Origin of the sequence: Bartonella sp. AP331QHHD, from assembly GCF_042195905.1 — a bacterium.
In the GTDB taxonomy this organism is placed as follows: Bacteria; Pseudomonadota; Alphaproteobacteria; order Rhizobiales; family Rhizobiaceae; genus Bartonella.
The window spans coordinates 12,084-32,998 of the sequence record NZ_JBHIPG010000034.1; the positions used below are offsets into that span (position 1 = coordinate 12,084).

Annotated in this window: 12 protein-coding genes and 1 tRNA gene; 6 read left to right on the forward strand and 7 right to left on the reverse strand. The window is 35.0% G+C overall.

Annotated elements, in window-relative coordinates; all coding sequences use genetic code 11:
• Positions 1 to 853 precede the first annotated feature (853 nt).
• Positions 854 to 1,693, reverse strand: a complete 840-nt coding sequence (locus tag ACFIMS_RS04325) for a DUF1460 domain-containing protein (protein ID WP_375628784.1) — start codon at positions 1,691 to 1,693, stop codon at positions 854 to 856.
• Between the two features lie 758 nt (positions 1,694 to 2,451).
• Here ACFIMS_RS04325 and ACFIMS_RS04330 point away from each other — a divergent pair.
• Positions 2,452 to 3,672 carry an MFS transporter gene (locus tag ACFIMS_RS04330; protein ID WP_375628786.1) on the forward strand — a complete coding sequence of 407 codons (1,221 nt, stop codon included), beginning with the start codon at positions 2,452 to 2,454 and terminating at the stop codon, positions 3,670 to 3,672.
• Positions 3,673 to 4,545: 873 nt separating this feature from the next.
• Here ACFIMS_RS04330 and carA read toward each other — a convergent pair.
• Positions 4,546 to 5,742: a glutamine-hydrolyzing carbamoyl-phosphate synthase small subunit gene (carA, locus tag ACFIMS_RS04335; RefSeq protein ID WP_375611964.1), complete on the reverse strand. Its 1,197-nt coding sequence runs from the start codon at positions 5,740 to 5,742 to the stop codon at positions 4,546 to 4,548.
• Positions 5,743 to 6,000: 258 nt separating this feature from the next.
• On the opposite strand from carA, the gene ACFIMS_RS04340 reads away from it, so the two are divergent.
• Positions 6,001 to 6,453 carry a GatB/YqeY domain-containing protein gene (locus tag ACFIMS_RS04340; protein ID WP_375646197.1) on the forward strand — a complete coding sequence of 151 codons (453 nt, stop codon included), beginning with the start codon at positions 6,001 to 6,003 and terminating at the stop codon, positions 6,451 to 6,453.
• A gap of 678 nt (positions 6,454 to 7,131) precedes the next feature.
• Here ACFIMS_RS04340 and ubiC read toward each other — a convergent pair.
• The 4 genes from ubiC to ACFIMS_RS04360 all read right to left on the reverse strand — a co-directional run bounded on the left by ubiC (position 7,132) and on the right by ACFIMS_RS04360 (position 12,873).
• Entirely contained in the window at positions 7,132 to 7,638 is a 507-nt protein-coding gene (ubiC, locus tag ACFIMS_RS04345; RefSeq protein ID WP_375611966.1) for a chorismate lyase, read from the reverse strand.
• A gap of 1,149 nt (positions 7,639 to 8,787) precedes the next feature.
• Positions 8,788 to 9,039, reverse strand: coding sequence for a GlsB/YeaQ/YmgE family stress response membrane protein (locus tag ACFIMS_RS04350; protein WP_375611967.1), 252 nt, complete (start codon positions 9,037 to 9,039; stop codon positions 8,788 to 8,790).
• Positions 9,040 to 9,894: 855 nt separating this feature from the next.
• Complete coding sequence (locus ACFIMS_RS04355; RefSeq protein ID WP_375696416.1) at positions 9,895 to 11,586, reverse strand: Na/Pi cotransporter family protein; 1,692 nt, start codon at positions 11,584 to 11,586, stop codon at positions 9,895 to 9,897.
• 69 nt (positions 11,587 to 11,655) lie between these two features.
• Positions 11,656 to 12,873: a mechanosensitive ion channel family protein gene (locus ACFIMS_RS04360; protein WP_375638344.1), complete on the reverse strand. Its 1,218-nt coding sequence runs from the start codon at positions 12,871 to 12,873 to the stop codon at positions 11,656 to 11,658.
• Positions 12,874 to 13,007: 134 nt separating this feature from the next.
• On the opposite strand from ACFIMS_RS04360, the gene dnaG reads away from it, so the two are divergent.
• The 3 genes from dnaG to ACFIMS_RS04375 all read left to right on the forward strand — a co-directional run bounded on the left by dnaG (position 13,008) and on the right by ACFIMS_RS04375 (position 18,425).
• Entirely contained in the window at positions 13,008 to 14,945 is a 1,938-nt protein-coding gene (gene dnaG, locus ACFIMS_RS04365; protein ID WP_375613349.1) for a DNA primase, read from the forward strand.
• Positions 14,946 to 15,336: 391 nt separating this feature from the next.
• Positions 15,337 to 17,352 (forward strand): RNA polymerase sigma factor RpoD, encoded by a 2,016-nt coding sequence (gene rpoD, locus ACFIMS_RS04370; protein ID WP_375613401.1) that lies wholly within the window; start codon positions 15,337 to 15,339, stop codon positions 17,350 to 17,352.
• A 611-nt stretch (positions 17,353 to 17,963) separates the two neighbouring features.
• Complete coding sequence (locus tag ACFIMS_RS04375; RefSeq protein WP_375628795.1) at positions 17,964 to 18,425, forward strand: YcgN family cysteine cluster protein; 462 nt, start codon at positions 17,964 to 17,966, stop codon at positions 18,423 to 18,425.
• A 29-nt stretch (positions 18,426 to 18,454) separates the two neighbouring features.
• Here ACFIMS_RS04375 and ACFIMS_RS04380 read toward each other — a convergent pair whose 3' ends face one another.
• Positions 18,455 to 19,198 carry an SIMPL domain-containing protein gene (locus tag ACFIMS_RS04380; protein WP_375613351.1) on the reverse strand — a complete coding sequence of 248 codons (744 nt, stop codon included), beginning with the start codon at positions 19,196 to 19,198 and terminating at the stop codon, positions 18,455 to 18,457.
• A 171-nt stretch (positions 19,199 to 19,369) separates the two neighbouring features.
• Between ACFIMS_RS04380 and ACFIMS_RS04385 the strand changes: the two genes are divergently transcribed.
• Positions 19,370 to 19,446, forward strand: a tRNA-Ile gene (locus tag ACFIMS_RS04385).
• The last annotated feature ends 1,469 nt before the right edge of the window (positions 19,447 to 20,915 follow it).

Below are 20,915 nucleotides of genomic sequence, written 5' to 3' on the forward strand. Positions count from 1 at the left end.
GAATAGGGTTTTAAAGTTTGTGATCATAGATTAATCATCATTATTGTTGCTAATAAATGTGTTGTTTTATCGATACAATGTGTTCTGTTTAGAGTGTTCTTTATTGCATGAAGGATGGGGGACTCATTAAAAGATGAAAAAAAATAATGCTCATGTCTCTACTCTTTGAAGGATATTATTGTCGTTACTGTAGAAAATTGTAAAGCTGAACTAAAGAATGATGCTAAAGATAGAAACTGGTTTTTAATTGATGCCTTCATATTTTCATTCCAATCTGGCATCAAAATTTTACAAGGACTCGTACAGTTACTGGTGCATCCTAATCATAATATGCTGCTATATCAGGGCTATTTTAATTTATAGATAATAACAAAAAGCAAAGACTTTATAAGGAAAACAAAGCTATAAAGTCAAAAATTTATATGCAATAAATTAGAGAGGTAGATTGAATTTTTATAAAATACTTTATGAAACAACACCAAACATATCTGGCTTTACTTTTACTTATTTTTACAAACGTTCGTTTGTGTTTTTTGCGTTATATTCGTAAAGATCAGATTAGCGGTAATCTAAAGATAACTCTTGGTTGAGAATATGAAAGGAAAGCGTGATACTATAATAGAGTCTTTTCTGTCTTTAATCTTTCAACCAGTAAAAGTGATTACAAATCCGTGATTTCTCCAAAAATGATTTTGTCATACCTATAAACAAAGTTAGATCAAAACGACTTTTTTCTCTTAAAACTGTAAACAAATATATTATATCCGTATAGCTTGAACGAAGTTAGATGTTTACCTGAATAACGACAGTATATATTTTAAGAATAGAGAAGATATTTCATATCGCTATGATGTTATTCAAGAGCTCTTAAAACAATGATTCCTGGTGTTTTTTCAACATAATTCATAAAAGGAGAATCAACGACTTTTTCGTTTTCTTTTCGTGAAGAAGCATTTCTTAACATTGGCCCTTTATCTGTCATGATAAAGAAGCCCACATGTGTTACATCCAATCCAGCAAGTTTCGTATAAATACCAATGAAATCACCAGACTGTAAATGACCTATAACCTCCTCATTAATAAAGTTACTTGGAATATACGTTATCGTGCGTTTCACAACTGGCAACCCTGGTAGATAGCTTTCACCATCAGCTTTTTTGTTGAGATATTTTTCTATTTTTACCGCATGGGGACTTATTTCAGCGGTAATATCAGTGGCGAGTTTATATTCTCTATAAGCCCAATCTGTAAAAAAATGTTTCCGATTTAAAAAATGAACATTACCGTTAATATAACGTGTTTTTATGACGTTATTTATGAATTCTGTTTGGGATGTTGATTTGCGCAATGCTTCAACATAATCCAGATAAGTGAAGCAATCTAAGCCTCTAAAGTCAATAATCAGTTTTTCTGGTGTATTTTCTGAGCCATGTAACATATTTGCTTGGTAAGGTGTCCCTAAAAAAGCTTCAGAAAGAAAGTCAATTAGTGCCCCTTTTTCCTGATAATTTGTTTCTGAACGTTTTTTGAGAAGAGTATTTAATTTATTTAGAGTATAGGGATCTAGGTTTACGTTGGTTGTTTGTTGTGTTTTTATTTTATTTTCTAAAATACTCTCTTGTGAATCAGAATCCTGAACATCACATCCTGTTACCAACATTAATATGAGAATTAATAGGGATATTTTTCGCATTTTATACACCATTTTTGAATTAAAAATTCATGACGAACTATTTCTAAAAGTGCTATTTTTTTAAATGCTTATCATGATCATCGTTAGATTTAATGGTAGCATACAATCATTAAGAGTATCAATGAATATAAAGATAAAATAAGGTTCCACAAATTGCAAGCGATATGAATATTTTCTAAGATTATAGAATTAAAGAACTTTCTCTATAATATACTTATTTTTTAATCAAAATTATTGTCAAATAAATACTTTTAAAAATATGATGAGCTTTTTACGTTGTTAAGCTATTCTGGTAATGCTGCTTTAACCTTATAGCATATTCTGAGGGTAAGAAAATTTTTTAAGAGCTTATCTTTTAAAAGGTTTCAATTACTATAGTATATCTAACGTATCTGATGGAATTGAGATTCCTGAAAACGGTGGGATGAGAGGGGGAAACGATGTCTGATAAAATTCATCATAATGTCTCTAAAACTATTGGAAATACTTTGTGTTTCATGAAATTTTGTTCATGAGTTTGTCGCACAAATATTTTGTTCGTATAATGCAAAAAAATTTTTATTCTTTGACAATGAGATAGCAATTAAATATATACCAATTAAAACGTAATTTTATAGTTTTATCTTGACTCTTACTTAAATTTTTACTTTGTTATTATTTTGTATGTGAAAAGTATACGGTATAGAATACTTTTAAAAGGAAACGGGAGTTAAAAGAGAGCGGGGGAGTCATTGTATGCGTAAAATAGTGTGTATGTTATGCCAGACCAAATGCTCAATCCGAAATTTGTTCAGCGTGGGCTCGTTTTAGTGTTCATCACTTTATTGTTAGATATTCTTTGTATTGCGATCATTTGTCCTGTTTTGCCTGAATATTTTTCTCAATTAACTGGAAAAGAGGTCAGTACATCTTTTGTAGAAAGAGGAAAATTACTTGCAGCTTATTCAGTGATGCAGTTTTTGTTTGCTCCTGTTATTGGCAATCTCTCTGATCGTTATGGTCGTCGTCCTATTTTGCTTCTCTCTATTATTTGCTTTGCTCTTGATAATCTCATATGTGCTATAGCATGGAGCTATTCTATGTTATTTATCGGGCGTCTTTTGTCAGGGATAAGTGGCGCTAGTTTTGCAACTTGTACAGCTTATCTTGCGGATATATCTGATGATAAAACCCGTACACGCAATTTTGGTTTGTTAGGCATTGCATCCGCATTGGGGTTTATTTTAGGATCGTTTATTGGTGGTTTTTTAGGTCAGTTTGGTCCGCGTATTCCGTTTTATTTTGCTGTTGGTTTTTCACTCATTAATTTTATTTTTTCTTGGGTTATGCTTCCAGAAACCCTTTCTTTATGGAATAGGCGCTTTTTTGATATTAAGCGGGCAAATCCCTTAGGTGCTTTTTGGCATCTGAAACAATACCCGATGGTTCTTTGGGTGTTATTAGTCTTTTTTCTTTATTGGTTTGCGGAATCTGTATGGTTAAGCATTTGGGCTTTCATTGCAAAAGAACGCTATGATTGGAGTTCTTTTTCTATTGGACTCTCCTATAGTGTTTTTGGGATAGGCCAATTTATTGTAGTCGCTCTCATTTTGCCTTATTTTTCTAAACGATGGAGTGATTGGCATATTGTTATAGTAGGGCTTTTGTTTGCCTCTGTTGCTATGCTGGGTTATACATTTGCGACGCAGGGGTGGATGGTTTATATGGTTTGTGTGTGTACTATGCTTGAGTATCTTGTTCATGCACCTATACGTGCTATTGCTTCAGCGCAGGTACCGACAAATGTACAAGGAGAACTGCAAGGAGCGATGACATCTGTTATTTCGTTGAGTTTAACATTTGGTTCTGTTTTTTATGTGTTTCTTTTTGAATGTTTTACAGATAAAAATGCACTGTTTTATTTTTCTGGTGCTCCTTTTGTTGGAGGCTTTTTTCTTCTTGTTGTTGCGACAGTTATTTTTGTCTTGCGGGTACGTTAATTTGTTGAGAGGGGCTGGTACGTACTATTTTGCTAAAGAATGCACAAGATAAACAAAATGTATCATTTTATAGGCAGAAAGTTTTTGTGATATTTGTTTCACAAAGTGTTGTATAAAATATCGATATATCCTTCTCATTTAGTAAAAATAATTTTTTTATTTTGTGATATTGTTTGTAGAGGGGGAGTCCGTATTTTTTCTATTGCTTGCAAATTAATATCCAGTGCTAATGCAGCAGCATATTGAAAACAAAGATTAAAACGTATCTGAGTTAGATGTATCAGTATTGTATGAACAATTCCAAATTTTATATGGCAAATTGGAAGTAAAATATTGCTTATATTTGTTGGCATCACTTCTGGAATCGAAAGAAAACCTCATTTTGGAAGAATATAAAGTTGTAAAATTGAAAAGATGTTTTCTGTTTTGCTATTACTTTTTTATTCGGCTTTACAGTTTTCAAAACCATCTACGGCAATATCTTTTAAAAAGTAGAGATTTGTTGCATTGTCTCACACTTTAATTTTTTTTTTTATTCTTTAGGAGGAGTTATGCTTCTCATGCACAATAGAATGCTTAAAATTGTATTGTGAATCAAATGCTTATTTGAAGTTTAGACACTTTACTCTTTTTAAAAATAGTTTTTATCGATACACTTACCTTGCTTGGGGGGAGAAGCCAATGATTTTGATGGATACGACCTTAAGAGAAGAGGAGGGAGAAAAATTTAAGTTATTCAGTGCGCTCTTTTTAGTTTTAGAATGATCAATAAGAATATTTATTCAATAAGTTGTAGGTATAAAAATAATATAATTGTGCGTAGGAAGATGATATAATTTAAAGGAGAGAAGTTAAAAGGTGAGGCTTTTTATTTTAAGATATTTTTTTATAATTCATAATGAGATCACTAAAATGCTGAAAGAGGTAGTGGCTATCTTGTGGTCCAGGAGAAGCTTCGGGGTGATATTGAACAGAAAAAACAGGTTTTCCAATGATTCGAATACCACAGTTTGAACCATCAAAGAGAGAAATATGTGTTTCTTGAACATGTTGTGGTAAAGAGGAAGAATCTACGGCAAAACCGTGATTCATCGATACAATCTCAACTTTTCCAGTGTTAAGGTCTTTAACTGGGTGGTTGGCACCATGATGTCCTTGGTGCATTTTCACGGTCTTTGCACCAACCGTAAGAGCGAGAAGTTGATGACCAAGACATATTCCAAAAATTGGTAAATTATGATCAATTAATGTTTTGATTGTTGGAATGGCATATTGAGCCGTAGCTGCGGGGTCTCCTGGTCCATTAGAAAGAAAAACGCCATCAGGGTTCATTGCCAGAATTTCTTTTGCAGTTGTGTGGGCAGGCACAACAGTAATGCGTGCTTTTTGTGTTGCCATAAGGCGAAGAATATTACGTTTAATACCGTAGTCAATTGCAATGATATGAAGATTGTGCACATTGTTTGTACCGTATCCTTTATTCCAACTCCATGGTTTTTCATTCCATTGCATTGATGATTGAGATGTCACGTCTTTCGTAAGGTCAAGATTGACGAGACCTTGCCATTTTTGCGCACGTTTCTTTAAAGAAGGAATATCAAAGTTTCCATTAGCATCGTGTGCAATGACAGCATTTTGTGCACCTTTTTCACGAATAAGAATTGTGAGTGCACGTGTATCAATACCACAAAGTGCAATAATTTTACGCGTTTTAAGCCATTGATGAAGATTTTCATTGGATCGATAATTTGAGGGATGTGTAATGTCTGCTTTGAAAATAGCGCCAACAGCACCATGACAATTGAGAGGAGAGAGATCTTCAATATCTTCGCTATTTGCCCCTACATTTCCTATATGAGGAAAAGTAAAATTAACGATTTGTTGTGTGTATGACGGGTCTGTGAGGATTTCTTCATAGCCTGTGATGGCGGTGTTAAAACACACTTCAGCTTCAGCTATACCTGTAGCACCTGCTCCTTTGCCTTCAATAACGGTTCCATCTGCTAAGACTAAGAGGGCTGTCGGTTTTTTGATACTCCAAGGGTGGCTGGGTGAAGTCGCTTGTATCATAGTATGTATCCACAATTTATTCTCTGAAAGGTATAATGATCAACTTTACACAAAAATCATACCTTTAGCAGATGCTGTGTATATTATTCTGGTAACGTTTCGCTTGAAGTAGGCAGTATAAGTACATTCCATGAAGAGGTAAAGTCTTGTTTTAGCTTTTCGAAGATCGAGTCCTTAATTATTTTTTATTCTCCATTGCAAGATGGATAAAGATTGGTTAAAAGGCATCTTCTTCTTGAACAAAAATTGGATAAATTTATGTTGCGTAACCAGATTGATGGGGCTCTTAGGGCTGCTTTGAAAGCGCAAGATAGTGCGCGTCTTGCTACACTTCGTTTAATGAATGCTGCAGTTAGGGATCGTGATATTCTTTATTATGATGAAGGGAAGCTAGAAGTGGATGATCAGCAGATACAGTCTGTTTTCACTAAAATGCTTCAACAGCGTGAAGAATTGATGCGAGCCTATAAAGAGTCTGGTTGCTTGGAATTGGCAGAGAGAGGACAAGCAGAAATAGAAGTTATTCGTGAATTTCTTCCCTATCAACTTAAGGAGATGGAAGTAGAACAGGTTCTTTGTGAAGCTTTGGCACAAACAAAGGCAGAAAAATTACGCGATATCGGTAAGGTGATGGCATGGCTTAAGGAACGGTATGCGGGGCAAATGAATTTTTCTAAAGTGTGCAATAGTCTTCGTCAAAAATTGCAATAGATCTTGTTAATTCAAGGGGATTGGAAAATATTTTTTATTGTGCGTCGCCTTTGTAAGTCAGTAGGATGTTGATAAATATCATTTATTTTTTATATACATACTATTATCAAAAAAATATTTTTTTGATATCAACGAAATTTTTTTGGCTCTTATAGAGCAATAAACATTCTTTTAAGTATTATATTTTTCTGTTCTTCAAAGCTGTTAGACCATTAAAAAACAAAAAGGTTATAGAGTTTTTACTTTTTAAAAAAAATCTATTATTCGCACTGTTAAAAATTTTTAAACAGGATGATTAAGTTAATTGATACAGATTTCCAATTTTGGGGAGTGTATTATTGTCTTTTTTGCTGTTTCAAAGCATTTGTTTGATAAAGAGTTACCGTATTTTAGAGTAGTGATTATTCAGCAAGAAATTTAAATATAGATGGTTTTATCAATATGGTGTGTATCTTTTTAATTCAAGTGCTGGTTTTAATGATAAGAAAATCAGAATTTTAGAACGTTTTTTCTAGGGAAGAGATTTTTTAAGCTGAGTTGATGAAATAAAAGGATATTTTGAAAAGAAATCTTTGTTTTTAATGTGTTCTTGAGATAATTTTGAAATTCTTTTCTCTGATTAAATCCCTTATAAGCTATATGAAATCTATAAGTTATGCAGAATAAAATGAGTAACCTCTATTTGTGGGGATACAGTGGTGAATCTGTTAAAAATAGTTCAGTTAGCAACAATGGCTTACCCGTTAACCGCAAACGGGAACGGCGTGCCCATAGCGCACCTTGTTGACCAATATGAATGTAATCGCGGGTTAATTTGTCATTGTTAAATAAATAATGTCCTAGAGGTACAGTTCCCAAATGCATCAAGGCTTGATTGTGTAGGAGGGTTTCTTGTGGAATTACAGTGCGTCCAAGGAGCCAAGGTTTATTATCTCCCATTAATATGACTTCGCGTAGCCAATAACGCGCATTTTCGGGGAGATGCTCTGCTTCTTCTGTTAATTTATCTCGCGTAATAAAACATTCGCGTTGTGGTTGAACTTGGAGGCAGGTACAATATTTCTTTAATCGAAGCGTCATTGAGCCCGATTCCATGAGCCAATCGCGAACATTTTCTGGTATTGGAGGATTTTGATCAGAGAACCACTTTAGAGGTGGTAAGATGGAATCTTCAAGATCAGACATCGTTTTACTCCACAGCTAAAGTCTTATTCCATATGTTATGTTGGGTTAAATAGATAGCTCTATTGTAATACAAGGAGTATAAAAGCAGCAAGATTTTAACAGGAAGATATCAAAGGGAAAATCGAAAGCAAAGGTCTTTAAAAGAAGATATGCAGGAAGTATATATTATAGGATTATTTTCATTTAAAAAAGCAAAATAAAGTATTATGTTTTGTTCAAGGCGCTTTCACAATGCATTACGGAAATTTCTTTATCGCATGAGAGCAATGGGAAAAATGTTTCGTGCTTTAAAATTCGTTTGTAACGCATATAAAGAAGAGCTAAAAATTCATCTATGCAAGATGATATAAAGAGGAAATTTTAAGAGGAACAAAACTTTATTTTATACTTTAGAAAGAGAAGAGATATTCAAATCTTTTGAATTGAGATGTAAAGGAGATCGTATTCTTTATAATCAAGAAGTTTATAGTAATGCATATATTTTTGCAAAATATATTATATTATTAAAATTTTGAAATATTACATCACATAATGTGTATTAATTTTATAATAAATTTGCATTAATATTATTAATTTTTACTTATATATTTTTATTATTAAAAATAAATTTAAAAAAACACATTATAATTTAATTTTCATATTTATTTTAGATACTATTTTATTTCATAGATTAGAAAAAATATTTATCATTTTATTCTTGCCGTCTCTCTTTATTTCTTAAGAATGTAAAAAAGCGCTTCGAGTTTTTCGGTAAAAAGGGTATTGTTGATAGAGTGTATAGGTGTTAAGCATTATACGGTAGAATTTTTAATCATCGTTAGTGATTTTTGTAACCTTATGAATTGTTATTACAGTGAGATATGCTGGATTTGCGCACGTGGTACATAAATCAGTTCGTATTTCGTTAAAATAACGCAACATATCTCTCCTGATATGCGTAAGTTTATATAGGTATGAAATGGTGCGTTATAAAGTTCTTTACTGCATTTCGTTTTATAATACGGTGATGGTGTATGCCTAAAATCGCAGCTTAAGCATCTCACCATCATATCAAAATTGGTAACACCAAGTTACAAGAAAATATTTCAAACTCTGCTCGTTGTTTCCTAGTTTTGTATTGAATTCCAAAAGGTGTAAAAAATAAATACTCTATGATCGAATTTTTTGTCCTATCCATATAAGAATACAGGCTCCTATAAAACCTGAAATAAGATAGCCAAGCCAACCAGCAAAACTTACACCTAAAAGACTAAAAAGAAAGCTTGCTAGCGCAGCGCCAATAATTCCTAAGATAATATTTAACAATATTCCTGTTTGGCTTTTCATAATATACTGTGCTGCCCAACCTGCAATCCCGCCGATAATAATAGCAGCAATCCAACCGATGTTTGCATTTTCCATGATACCCTCCTTTGCCTGAATTTAAATTGTAACTAGAGTAAACTTTGTAAAAATCAAGGTTTATTCCTTTTTTAACCAGTGGAAAGGATATTTCTTTTAGATATTTTACTTATTACTTTCCTTTATATAAAAATAATATTCACATTTATATCATAATAATACTTAATAAGTATAAATATACAACATATTTTAATTTATAAATAAATTAATTAATTGATAAATATGAATAAAAGAAGAAAATATTAGTAGAAATGTTCTAAGAACTCATAAAGTGTATTTATAAGCTTTTTAAATCTCTCTCTTACATTAAAAAACAATTGTGATTAAAGCAATAAGTAAAATGGATATTTAAAAGTTTGGAGCTTGCCAATTGATATCAATGATGTTTGAAATGAAAACTGTTTCGTTGATACGTTATAGCATGGCTGTATAGGTTGAACCTCTACCAATCTTGATATAAATGTTGCATTTTTGTGGGGTTTTGTATTTCTTATAGAGTATTTCTGTTTCGCTGCTACTGTGAAGCGGTTCCCTTTTTACAAGGCGGGTTTAGGTTGGAACTATCATACTCTTGACCTACTCTTTATGTGTTTAACAGTCTTGGCTTTGAGATGGTTAGGCATTTTTACGTCTTTCTTCAAGAGTTCTATTCTACATGCTGCTTTGTTTGTAATGTGCAAGCAGATGACTTTGAGCAATTCATCATGTATAGATTTTAAATGAAAGAAACTTACGATGCAGAAAGCTCATTTAAATTGTCGAATAATAAGATATTTTGATTAAATCAATATCTTGACCATATTCAAAATTGAATAATCGATGTGATGTGTGTTTTATTCAAGTTATTTGAAAGGTTTAAGTTTTTTCTGTTTGTTCTTCAGCAGGGTTGCGTAGACGAGAACTTTGAAGAAGTCCCTGTTCTTCTAAAATGGGGTAGATCATTGAGGTCAAAAGAGAGTTGATTTGTTTGAGGTCGCGCACAGTGTCGAGATGAAGACTGGATGATTCTACATTTTTGAGATCCCCTTCACGCAGACGTTTAAAATGTTTTAAACTCATCTCTTTTTCTAAGTTTCGTAGTTGATCTTTTTTTTGTACCAATAGGTGTGCAGTGTGTGTATCACGTGAGACGAGAACGTTAAATGCTATATGCGCGTTGGCTAGTACAATGGCGTGGAAACGAAGGAGGTCACTCCAGCCCTCGCTGCTGAACTGTAAACCTTTTTGTTGTTTCTTTTTAACCAGCATCAACATATTATGAATAATGATATCGCCTGCTTGGTCTAATTTTATACAGGCACCTAGAAGTTCTTGCGTTTGAAGAGCTTCTTCGTCAGATAATTTTTGTCCCGCTAATCGTGCAAGATAAAGTTTGATGGCGATATGTTTTTTGTCCAATATGGTGTTGAGTTGGTTGAGTTCACGAATAATATTGGGATCAGGCTTTTCATAAAGTCCCATAATTTTTTCTAGCATGATGTCTACAAGATCACAAATATGAATGACTTCACGCATGACATTCGAGAGGGCGAGAGTTGGGCGATCAAGAACACTGTCATCAAGAGCTGTTTGATCGGATAAATTGAGCGTTTTGTCGGCTTGCATTTTTTTTGCACTCATATTCACGATCTGAGTGGTTAATTTTAAAACCCATTTTGAAAGCGGTATTCCAGCAAGGAGAATGAAAACATTAAAAATGATATGGGCGTTGATTACTTGAGTAGGGGCGTTATTGCCAAGCCATGTGATGGGAGGGTGAAAGGAGAGAAATAAGATAAGTATAAGGATTGACCCTGCCCCACGCATGAGTAAATTTCCTAAGGGAACGAGGCGGGTATTAGGAGAGGCGTTGCGCGTTAAAAGTGGTGCTATAAGAGAAGAGCCAAAGTTGACACCAAGAACCATGACAACACAGAGTTGCGTATGGATAAGATCGTAGTTGGCAAAATTGACCAGCAAAATGATTCCTGCAATGGATGAATGTAAGAGGTAGGTTAAGCCAGCAGCCAACAAAAAAGTGGAAATAGGATCGGTTGAAAGATAACGAATGATGCTAGGCAAAATTTCGCTTTCACGTAAAGGTTCTGTCGCGGTACTTATCATCTCTAAAGATAAAATCAAAAGACCAATACCGATGACAATACGTCCTATTTGACGCCATTCACGTTTTTCTGTTGTCATGAAGATACAAGTGCCAATTAAAAGACACAAGGGTACAACAAGAGTGAGGTCATAGGTGAGAATTTTTACAACGATTGCTGATCCTAATTCTCCTCCACGTACAGCCATAAGTCCTGCTACTCCAGAGACAAAACCAGATTCAACGAAAGAGCCAACGAGGAGTGTTATTGCTGTAGAGCTTTGTAAAATCATTGCTGTAAAAAGCCCAAAACTTACGGCAAACAATGGTTTTGAAACGACGTGGCACATTTTATATTTAAGTCTGTCACCATAGGCGCGTTCAACTCCTGTGCGCACCATGCGTGTGGCCCAGAGAAGTAAAGAAATAGCGCCGGCAAGATGAAGGAGTACCAATGAACCATTCATGATACTTTATTCTTTCTTTGTTGTTGTGAATGTGGTTGCCTCAAATTAATAAATTGAAGTTTATTGTTTTTATTTCACTTTTGCTTTTAATACTTGATTAAAATCATAACCGCTTGGATTTTGAAAAACCTTTAGACCGAAACAGGGCAGAATGGAATAAAGGTGATCAAAGATATCGCCTTGAATTTGTTCATAGTCGATCCAAACGGTGGTGTTCGTAAAGCAATAGATTTCTAAGGGTAAACCATTTTCTGTAGGAGGTAATTGCCGTGCCATGAGGGTCATATTAGGGTTGATGTTTAGATGCTGTTGTAGATAAGCAAAAACATAAGCACGAAAAGTTCCAATGTTGGTTAAACGGCGCGTATTGGCTAAGACATCATGATTTTTATCTAATTGAGCGTTCCATTGTTCGATTTCTTCTACTTTTTGCGTGAAATAACTTTCTAATAAATTAAATCGGGAAAGATATTTTTGTTCTTCTTTTGTGAGAAAATGGATACTTGATTGATCAATAAAAAGGGAGCGTTTGATGCGTCTGCCACCCGATTCTTGCATTCCACGCCAATTTTTAAAAGGGTCGGTCACAAGTTTACGGATAGGAACTGAGGTGATGGTGTTGTCGAAATTTTGAACTTTAACAGTATGCAAGGCAATTTCAATAACATCACCATCGGCACCGAGATTGGGGATTTCAATCCAATCCCCAACACGAACCATATCAGTGGATGAAATTTGAATACCGGCAACGAGAGAAAGAAGCGTATCTTGAAAAATTAACATGAGAACCGCGGCCATTGCACCAAGACCGGAGAAGAGAATAAGAGGGGAACGGTCAATCAATGTAGCGACCATTAAAATTGTTGCAACAGCAAAAAGTGCAATTTTAGCAATTTGAATATAACCTTTTATTGGTTTTAGTCGTGCTGTTGGTCGTTGTTCGTAAAGGATGTTAATGACATTGAGACAGGAAGAAATTGTCAGGACGACAAAGAAGATAATGAAGGCGTTGGCAACATTACTGATGACAGTGCTAAATGCATCGGGCAATGTTGAGATAAAATTAACACCAATTGAAAGAATAAAAGCTGAAATGATATCCGCTATGTATTGAATAGCATTATTAATATCGATCGTTGTATTTTTGGGGAGAAAAGAAGAGAGTTTTTTTGCTCCGTGAATAAGTAATTTTCGTCCTAGAAAGTTCACTAAAAGGGCAGCTATAGTAAGAATAACAAGCCAAGAAATAGCCTCTAACCACGGATATTGAGCAATAAATTCGATCACTTTTTATTCTCCATTTCTAAAAATATATGCAGTTGAGGGTTTAAAATTTTACAACTGCTTAAGAGGAAGTATTGGAATTATGCTCTAAAGTCGTTAAATATGCAAAAAAGAATTTTCAAACTCTGTGAGAGATAATGCGTTTTCCGCCCGATTTCCTTAATGAATTGCGTACGAGACTCCCAATTTCAACAGTGATTGGGCAACGGGTGGATTTTGATCCTCGAAAAAGTAAGCCTTCACGGGGAGACTTTTGGTGTTGTTGTCCATTTCATGGTGAAAAAACGCCAAGTTTTCATTGTGATGATCATAAAGGGCGCTATTATTGTTTTGGTTGTGGTGTAAGTGGAGATATTTTTACCTTTTTGTGTGAGCTTGATGGATTGCACTTTTCAGAAAGTGTAGAGCGTTTGGCTGATTTTGCGGGAATAAAACTCCCTATTTTGGATTCACAAAGTCATAAACGTCAACTGGAAAAAGCTGACCTTTATGATGTGATGAAAATTGCTACAGATTTTTTTCAATATAATTTACGCGATAAAGAAGGTACGCAAGCACGTCGTTATCTGGATGCACGTGGTGTTACACCAGAGCTTGTAGAGCGTTTCCGCATTGGTTTTGCACCGGTAAGGCGTACAGCTTTGAAAGAAGCTTTGAGTGCACGGGGCATTTCAATAAAGCAAATGGAAGAATGTGGGCTTCTCTCAGTGCATGAGGAGAGCGCAGATTCTTATGACCGATTTAGAAATCGCATTATGTTTCCTATCGAAGATTTGCGCGGACGTGTGGTGGCTTTCGGAGGGCGTGCATTAGAGAAAGAGACACGAGCAAAATATCTCAATAGCCCTGAAACAGTGCTGTTTCATAAAGGAAATATACTTTATAACGCGGCAGCAGCTCGCAAAAATAGTCGCTTTGTTGGCGATGAAAAAATTCATTCACTCCTTGTTGTTGAGGGGTATATGGATGTCATTGCATTGACTAAAGCTGGTTTTGAAGGAGTTGTAGCGCCCTTAGGGACAGCATTAACGGAAGCGCAAATTGAGCTTTTATGGCAGATGGGGAAGGAGCCTATTTTGTGTTTTGATGGTGATGATGCTGGTTTAAAAGCTGCTTTTCGTGTTGCTGATCGTGTGTTGCCTCTTTTAAAGGCTGGGGTTTGTGTACGCTTTGTTTTGTTGCCACAAGGGAAAGATCCTGATGAAATTGTTTGTGCTGGTGGAGCACAGCTTTTTTCTTCTTTTTTGCAAAAAGCTATTCCTTTGAGTGAGCTTTTATGGTGGCGTGCTACCTATGGAAAGCATTTTGAAATTCCAGAGGCACGAGCAGCGCTAGAAAAACAACTAAAACAACAAATTTTTACGATTAAGGATGAAGATGTCCGTCGTTATTATTTGCAAGATGTAAAAAAACGCCTTTTTGATTTTTTTCGTCCCTCTTTTTCGAAAAAAAGGGGGGAAGGGCGATATGGTCAATCTTCACCAAATAGGACCTTTAAAGATCAAACCTTTTCTCTGTTAGCAAATTCTGAAATAGTACGAAATTCTTCGCAATCTATCCCTTTGCGTGAAGCAGTGATTTTACTTACTTTAGCTTACTATCCTGAGTTGTGGTATGAAAATTTTGAAATTCTTTCTGAGTTAGAATTAAAAAATACTCAATTGATAATTTTTCATCAAGCTATGTTGGAAATTCTTGGGGACCAACAGCTTCATGATAAAGAGACGATGGTTGCGTTCTTAGAAAAAAGAGGGCAAAAGGCTCTGTTAGAGCGTATGAAACATCTTGTGCAAAATATTGGTATGCGTATTATTCCTGGTGGAGCCCCTATAGAAGATGCGCGTGCTATATTAAAACAAGCTGTCTACTTGCATCTTCAAGAACACCACCTACATAAGAGGTTACAGGATATTGAAGAGCAACTTGTAGAAAATCCTAAGAGTGAGGTTTTTGATCTGCTTCGTGAGGTAAAAAATGAGCTGGAGCAGATGCAGGCAACAGAAGCGTTAATTGAAGGATTTGGAAGTTGGTTGGATGAAAAAATAGACGGGAATACACAAGATACGATAAAATGATTCGCTTTTTTAATGCGAATCAGTCACTTAAATTTTAGATGAGGAAGTTTATGTGGAGTGACATTTTTATAAAGATGACAATTAAATTTTAGGAAAAGCGGGTAAATTTTAGGAAAAGCGGGAAATTGGTTCTTACGATAGGGTGCAGAGATTATCTCAGAAGGGCTGAGAGGTGTCGGGGAAACTTCTGGAGTTTTCCCGCGTTTTTGTCTGGATGTCAAGCTTGTCTGGATGTCAGGGCGTATACAAAATGTATTCTTTCCAATGGTAATCTCTTAACAGGAAGTATATATGAGTAACTATTGGTAGATTTTAGTGAGAACAAAAAAAACTGGTCACATGGAAACTATGGTTACATGGAAACTATGAAGTGATCGAGTGGAGTTATGGTATGGCAACAAAGGTTAAACAGAAAGATAATGCAGAAGTAACAAACCAAGCGAGTTTGGATAGTCCTCTTCTTGATTTTTCTGATGATGCCATCAAGAAAATGATTAAACTTGCCAAAAAAAATGGTTACGTAACAATGGATGAACTCAATGCTGTTCTTCCTTCTGACGAGGTTACATCCGAACAAATTGAAGATATCTTGGCGATGTTCTCTGAGATGGGGGTTAATGTTGTGGATGATGAGGATGAAGTCGAGTCTGAAAATTATGAAGAAGAAGTTACGGTAGAGGGGGGTGATTTAGTAGAAGCCTCTAGCCACGCAATTGCAACGACAACGAATAAACGCGAAGTAACAGATCGTACGGATGATCCGGTGCGTATGTATTTGCGTGAGATGGGAGCTGTTGAGCTTCTTTCGCGGGAAGGCGAAATTGCCATTGCTAAGCGTATTGAAGCAGGGCGTGAGACAATGATTGCAGGACTTTGTGAGAGTCCTTTGACTTTTCAGGCTCTTATTATCTGGCGTGACGAGTTAAAAGAGCAGCGTATTCTTCTTCGTGAAATTATTGATCTTGAAACGACTTATGCTGGTCCAGAAGCAAAGCAGGCTCCTGTTATTGAGCGAAGTGAAGTTGATAAGACAGTAGAAGAAAAAATGTCTTCTGGTATACGTAATATGGGGGAGAGCGCAGGAGAGAGAAACATTGAAGACGATGATGAAGAGGACGAGGACGATGTTAACTTATCGCTTGCTGCAATGGAAAATGAACTTTGTCCTCAAGTTATGGAAACATTGGATTTTATTGCTCAAACCTATGTGAAATTACGAAAATTACAAGATCAGCATGTTGAAAGCAGTTTGGCAGAGCGTAAAGAGGGGGCTCTTACATCTTCTCAGAAGAAGAAATATATTCAATTAAAGGGTGAGTTGATTCAAGCAGTAAAATCCCTTTCTTTAAACCAAAATCGTATCGAAGCTTTGGTTGAACAGCTTTATGACATTAATAAGAGATTGATTCATAATGAAGGTAAGCTGAAACGGATTGCCAATAGCTATGGCATTGGCCATGAGGACTTTTTAAAAGAATACCAAGGGCGTGAATTGGACGCGGATTGGATGAATTATATTTCTGCTTTGCCTACACCTGGTTGGAAAGAGTTTTCGGTGCGTGAAGCAAAAGAAATCCAAAAACTGCGAAGTGAAATACAAAATCTTGCGCAAGAAACGGCTATTTCGATTGGTGAATTTCGTCGGATTGTTATGCAGGTGCAGAAAGGTGAACGCGAATCAACAATTGCGAAAAAAGAGATGGTAGAATCTAATTTGCGTCTTGTCATTTCAATTGCAAAAAAATACACCAATCGTGGTTTGCAGTTTCTTGATCTTATTCAAGAGGGCAATATCGGTTTGATGAAGGCTGTGGATAAGTTTGAATATCGGCGCGGCTACAAATTTTCAACTTATGCAACATGGTGGATTCGTCAAGCTATTACACGTTCAATTGCTGATCAGGCACGTACAATTCGTATTCCTGTTCATATGATTGAAACAATTAATAAAATCGTTCGTACCTCGCGTCAGATTCTCCATGAAATTGGACGAGAACCAACACCAGAAGAATTATCTAGCAAGCTTTCTATGCCGTTAGAAAAAGTACGAAAAGTTCTTAAAATTGCAAAAGAACCTATTTCTCTCGAAACGCCTGTTGGTGATGAAGATGATTCCCATTTGGGTGATTTTATTGAGGATAGGAATGCGTTATTACCAATTGATGCAGCTATCCAAGCTAATCTGCGAGATACGACAACACGCGTTCTTGCTTCATTAACACCACGAGAAGAACGTGTTTTGCGGATGCGTTTTGGAATAGGGATGAATACCGATCACACATTGGAAGAAGTGGGACAGCAGTTCTCAGTTACAAGAGAGCGTATTCGTCAGATTGAAGCAAAGGCACTTCGTAAATTAAAACATCCTAGCCGTTCACGAAAATTGCGCAGTTTTCTCGATTCTTAAATAAAAGAATTCGTGTGCATTTTAATAACTCCCTCTTTCTTCCTAATGAAGGGGGGAGGTGCTTCATGTTGTACTTGGATACTTTTTTGAGAAAAACATAGGAAGAATTTGAACAATCTAGAAAGTTTTCGATGTTTAATGTTTTTCTTAGCTTTGGGGCTTTATACTTCTCTGTCTCAAAAGAATAGATATAGGGCAAAGGGTGGTTATGGAGTAGAGAGTAGGGGGCTTTCAAGAAATGAACGATAAAAACATTACCTTGCGTATAGCGCGGCTCGTTTTTAAGAAATGAGATCTGTTAGGAGTAAACTTATATTGCAACATACGGACATTTTTGATGAAAAATGTATGTTCTTTGCGGAATTTTTCTATCATTTTAGGTGACGCATTTTATTCTTCGTTAAGTTTACAAAGAGATGTTTCAATAGGTTATGTTCATTTATATGCGCTATTTTTGAATATTCTCTTTTTATTCAGATAGCTTTTAAGAACATGGTTTAAAGTATACATTGAGTTGAATCTTTTTAAGAGACAGAAATAGATAAAATTATAGAAATTAAACGTTTCATTTTTTATAGATCGTCTTAATTAAAAAAGGTGTGTCTGAGTTTATGAGTGGAGAACTTCCCTTTTGGAAAGTAAAAAAATTAGAAGAGATTTCCATTTCTGAGTGGGAGAGCCTTTGTGATGGCTGTGGCTGTTGTTGTCTCCATAAAGTTGAGGACGATGATACGGGTGACCTTTATGCAACCAGTATTGCTTGTCGTCTTTTAGATGGGGAAACCTGCAGGTGTCGAGATTATGCTCATCGTAAATCAATTGTACCAGATTGTATATCGCTAGACATTACGACAGTTAAAACAGCGCGTTGGCTCCCAGAAAGTTGTGCTTATAGATTAATTTATGAGGGAAAAGATCTTCATTGGTGGCATCCATTGGTATCAGGGGATTGTCAGACGGTACATACAGCGCATATTTCTGCACGCGGACAAATAGAGATTTACGAAGACGAATTATTATCTGAGGAAGATTATCTTTATCACATTACTGGTCTTCTACGTGAAGGCCAGTAATATGATTTTTTATACAACTTGTTTGTGACTTAATCGATCGCAAAGACTACAGTGACGCTCACGTTATAATTTAATTCACCACCTGCAAAATTTGTATTTGCATAGCTTACATCTGCTGCTCTACTCATGAGACGTGGTGTTGGGTGATAGTAATCATCCTTTTCATTGATTTCAATAATTTTTCCTAATTTTAAATCGGCTGCTTGCGCTATCGTTTGCGCTTTTTCAATGGCTTCAGTAATGGCTTTTTTACGTGCTTCTTGATAAAATGGTTTTGTATCTGCGTTGGTAAAAGTAATGCCGTTAACTGAATTAACACCTAGTGTCATCGCTTGATCAAAGATTTTACCAGCATTGGTAAGATCACGAATGCGCACGGTTAAAGAATTTGAAACATGATAGAGTTTTTCATTATTCTTTTTTTCGTGGTGTTTATCAGAGGTTGACTGATAAATGGATAAGCCTGATGTTTGCAAATCATTTGCTTGGATGCCATTGTTTTTAAAAGCGTTTATAATATCATTGATGGATTGATTATTGGAAGCTAATGCCTTTTGGGCAGTTTTGTCATAGGTAACAACGGCTAGATTAATAATGGCCATATCCGGTGCTGCTTGACTTTCTCCGATTGCTGTCACTGTAATCGTTGCATTTTTCATTTTATTTTCTTCAGCATAAGCACGTACAGTCAACGATGTGGCTAAGAGTGTAAATGCTAATATAACTGTTTTAACCAGAGAACTCTTCAGTGGTTGAATTTTCTTTTCTATCATATCTATACCTTTATATTTGTCAGTTAATTATTCTCTCATTTTTAAGAGTTTTTGTAAAGAAATTAGAGCACTGAAAAAAAAAACCAATAGAAAAGAGAAAAAGATAGGTTATAATCTTTGTCAGCTCTTGTATCATAGGGCATTTTAGTTTAGAGAGAAACAACCTATTTAGGGCCTGTAGCTCAATTGGTTAGAGCCAGCGGCTCATAACCGCTTGGTTGGGGGTTCGAGTCCCTCCGGGCCCACCAATAGGGAAATGTACAATAGAAAAATGGATCGCTTATATAAAAGTTTTGAGATTCTACCTTTTTCGTTTTTTATTTATTTTCCTGTTTGTTTTAGAAGCTTTTGGTCGTTGTTTGTTGCAGTTTTTTCTCTCAGTCGCTTTAATATGATGGTATGTTTTCTTAGTCTCATCAAAGAAGTTCTCTCATTTGCAACCTTTTAGCATTTGGATTAACTGATATGGGTCGCTATTTACTTTCTTAATTCATATACTGTTTTGTACTTTTTCTATATGGTGTTCTTCATAAAATAGAAGGCTAAAAGCTTCATTGGATAAGTTTATTTATACTTGTTCTGCAAATAAACAGACCTCAATAAAACCAATTTTAAAGATTGTACCTGTTCAGAACAAATGGCTCAAAAAACATTTAGTGTAAATTTGCTTTTTTCTAAGTGATGTTAATGTCTTTTAGACGTTCGAATAGCATCATTGTGATGAAAGGTTAGTGTATAAGAGAATGTAATCTATGGGCATTCATATGTATCATGGGGCAACGATGATAACATTTGTTGATATTTTCTTTTTCCCAAGAAAGGAATTCTATTTAATATCTTGAGAAATATTGTTCATAGTGACGGTGGCGTGTTTTTTGAAAAGAATTTTATTAATTGTTCTTTGAAAAGTCAATTGAGTGATTGTTTCTATCGCTTTGCATCATCCAGATTCTATTGTAATAAGCATTTTATTATTCTGTAAGAAATGTTTTCTATGATATTGGAAAATTTGTTAAAATGTCATTTTCTGTTTTTGTGTATTTTTTGCTTAATGTTTAAATTATAGAGTTTTCATGTGATCCGAATTATTATTGAAGAGCAGATGTCTTTTTTGATTTTACTCTGATAAGGAATTGGCAATATTGCGGTAACCCTAGCACTTTTTTGTATTGATAACATTTTTCTCGTATTGATCGTATAGAGAGTTTTATCTTTATTATGAGTTTTTTCTCTTATGAAAAATTATTGGCAGGGAGGGTGTTTTTTTGGAAAAGTATACTTCTTCTTCAAAGCCATACTTTTAAAATATAATTCTTCATTTGCATAAGGGAATTTCTCTCTTGTTGTGAACCTGTATAAAATTTACGTACAAAGATTGTGCGTGGTGATTCGTTTTATTTTTTTGATAGTATCATTTTTGCTTATGATAGAGACTTATATTAGTATTTACAAGGTGCGTTTAGAGGGGAGGTTACCTGTAAATGTGTTACAGAGTTTTAGGTAGTGTGGCTCTGTTTATAAGAATTTATTCCTATAACATTGTTATATTCTCGCTTTGCAATATTGTAAAAAAAACATAGATGGTGCTATGTAGAATAAATTGTGATGTATTTTTTTCAAAAAAGCTTTTTCGTGTTCTCTTATATAGAGTTCAGGAGTGTCTTCAGGGATATTTTCACATTAGTTTTTATTGGTCCGAATCGCAAGATCTGCGTAA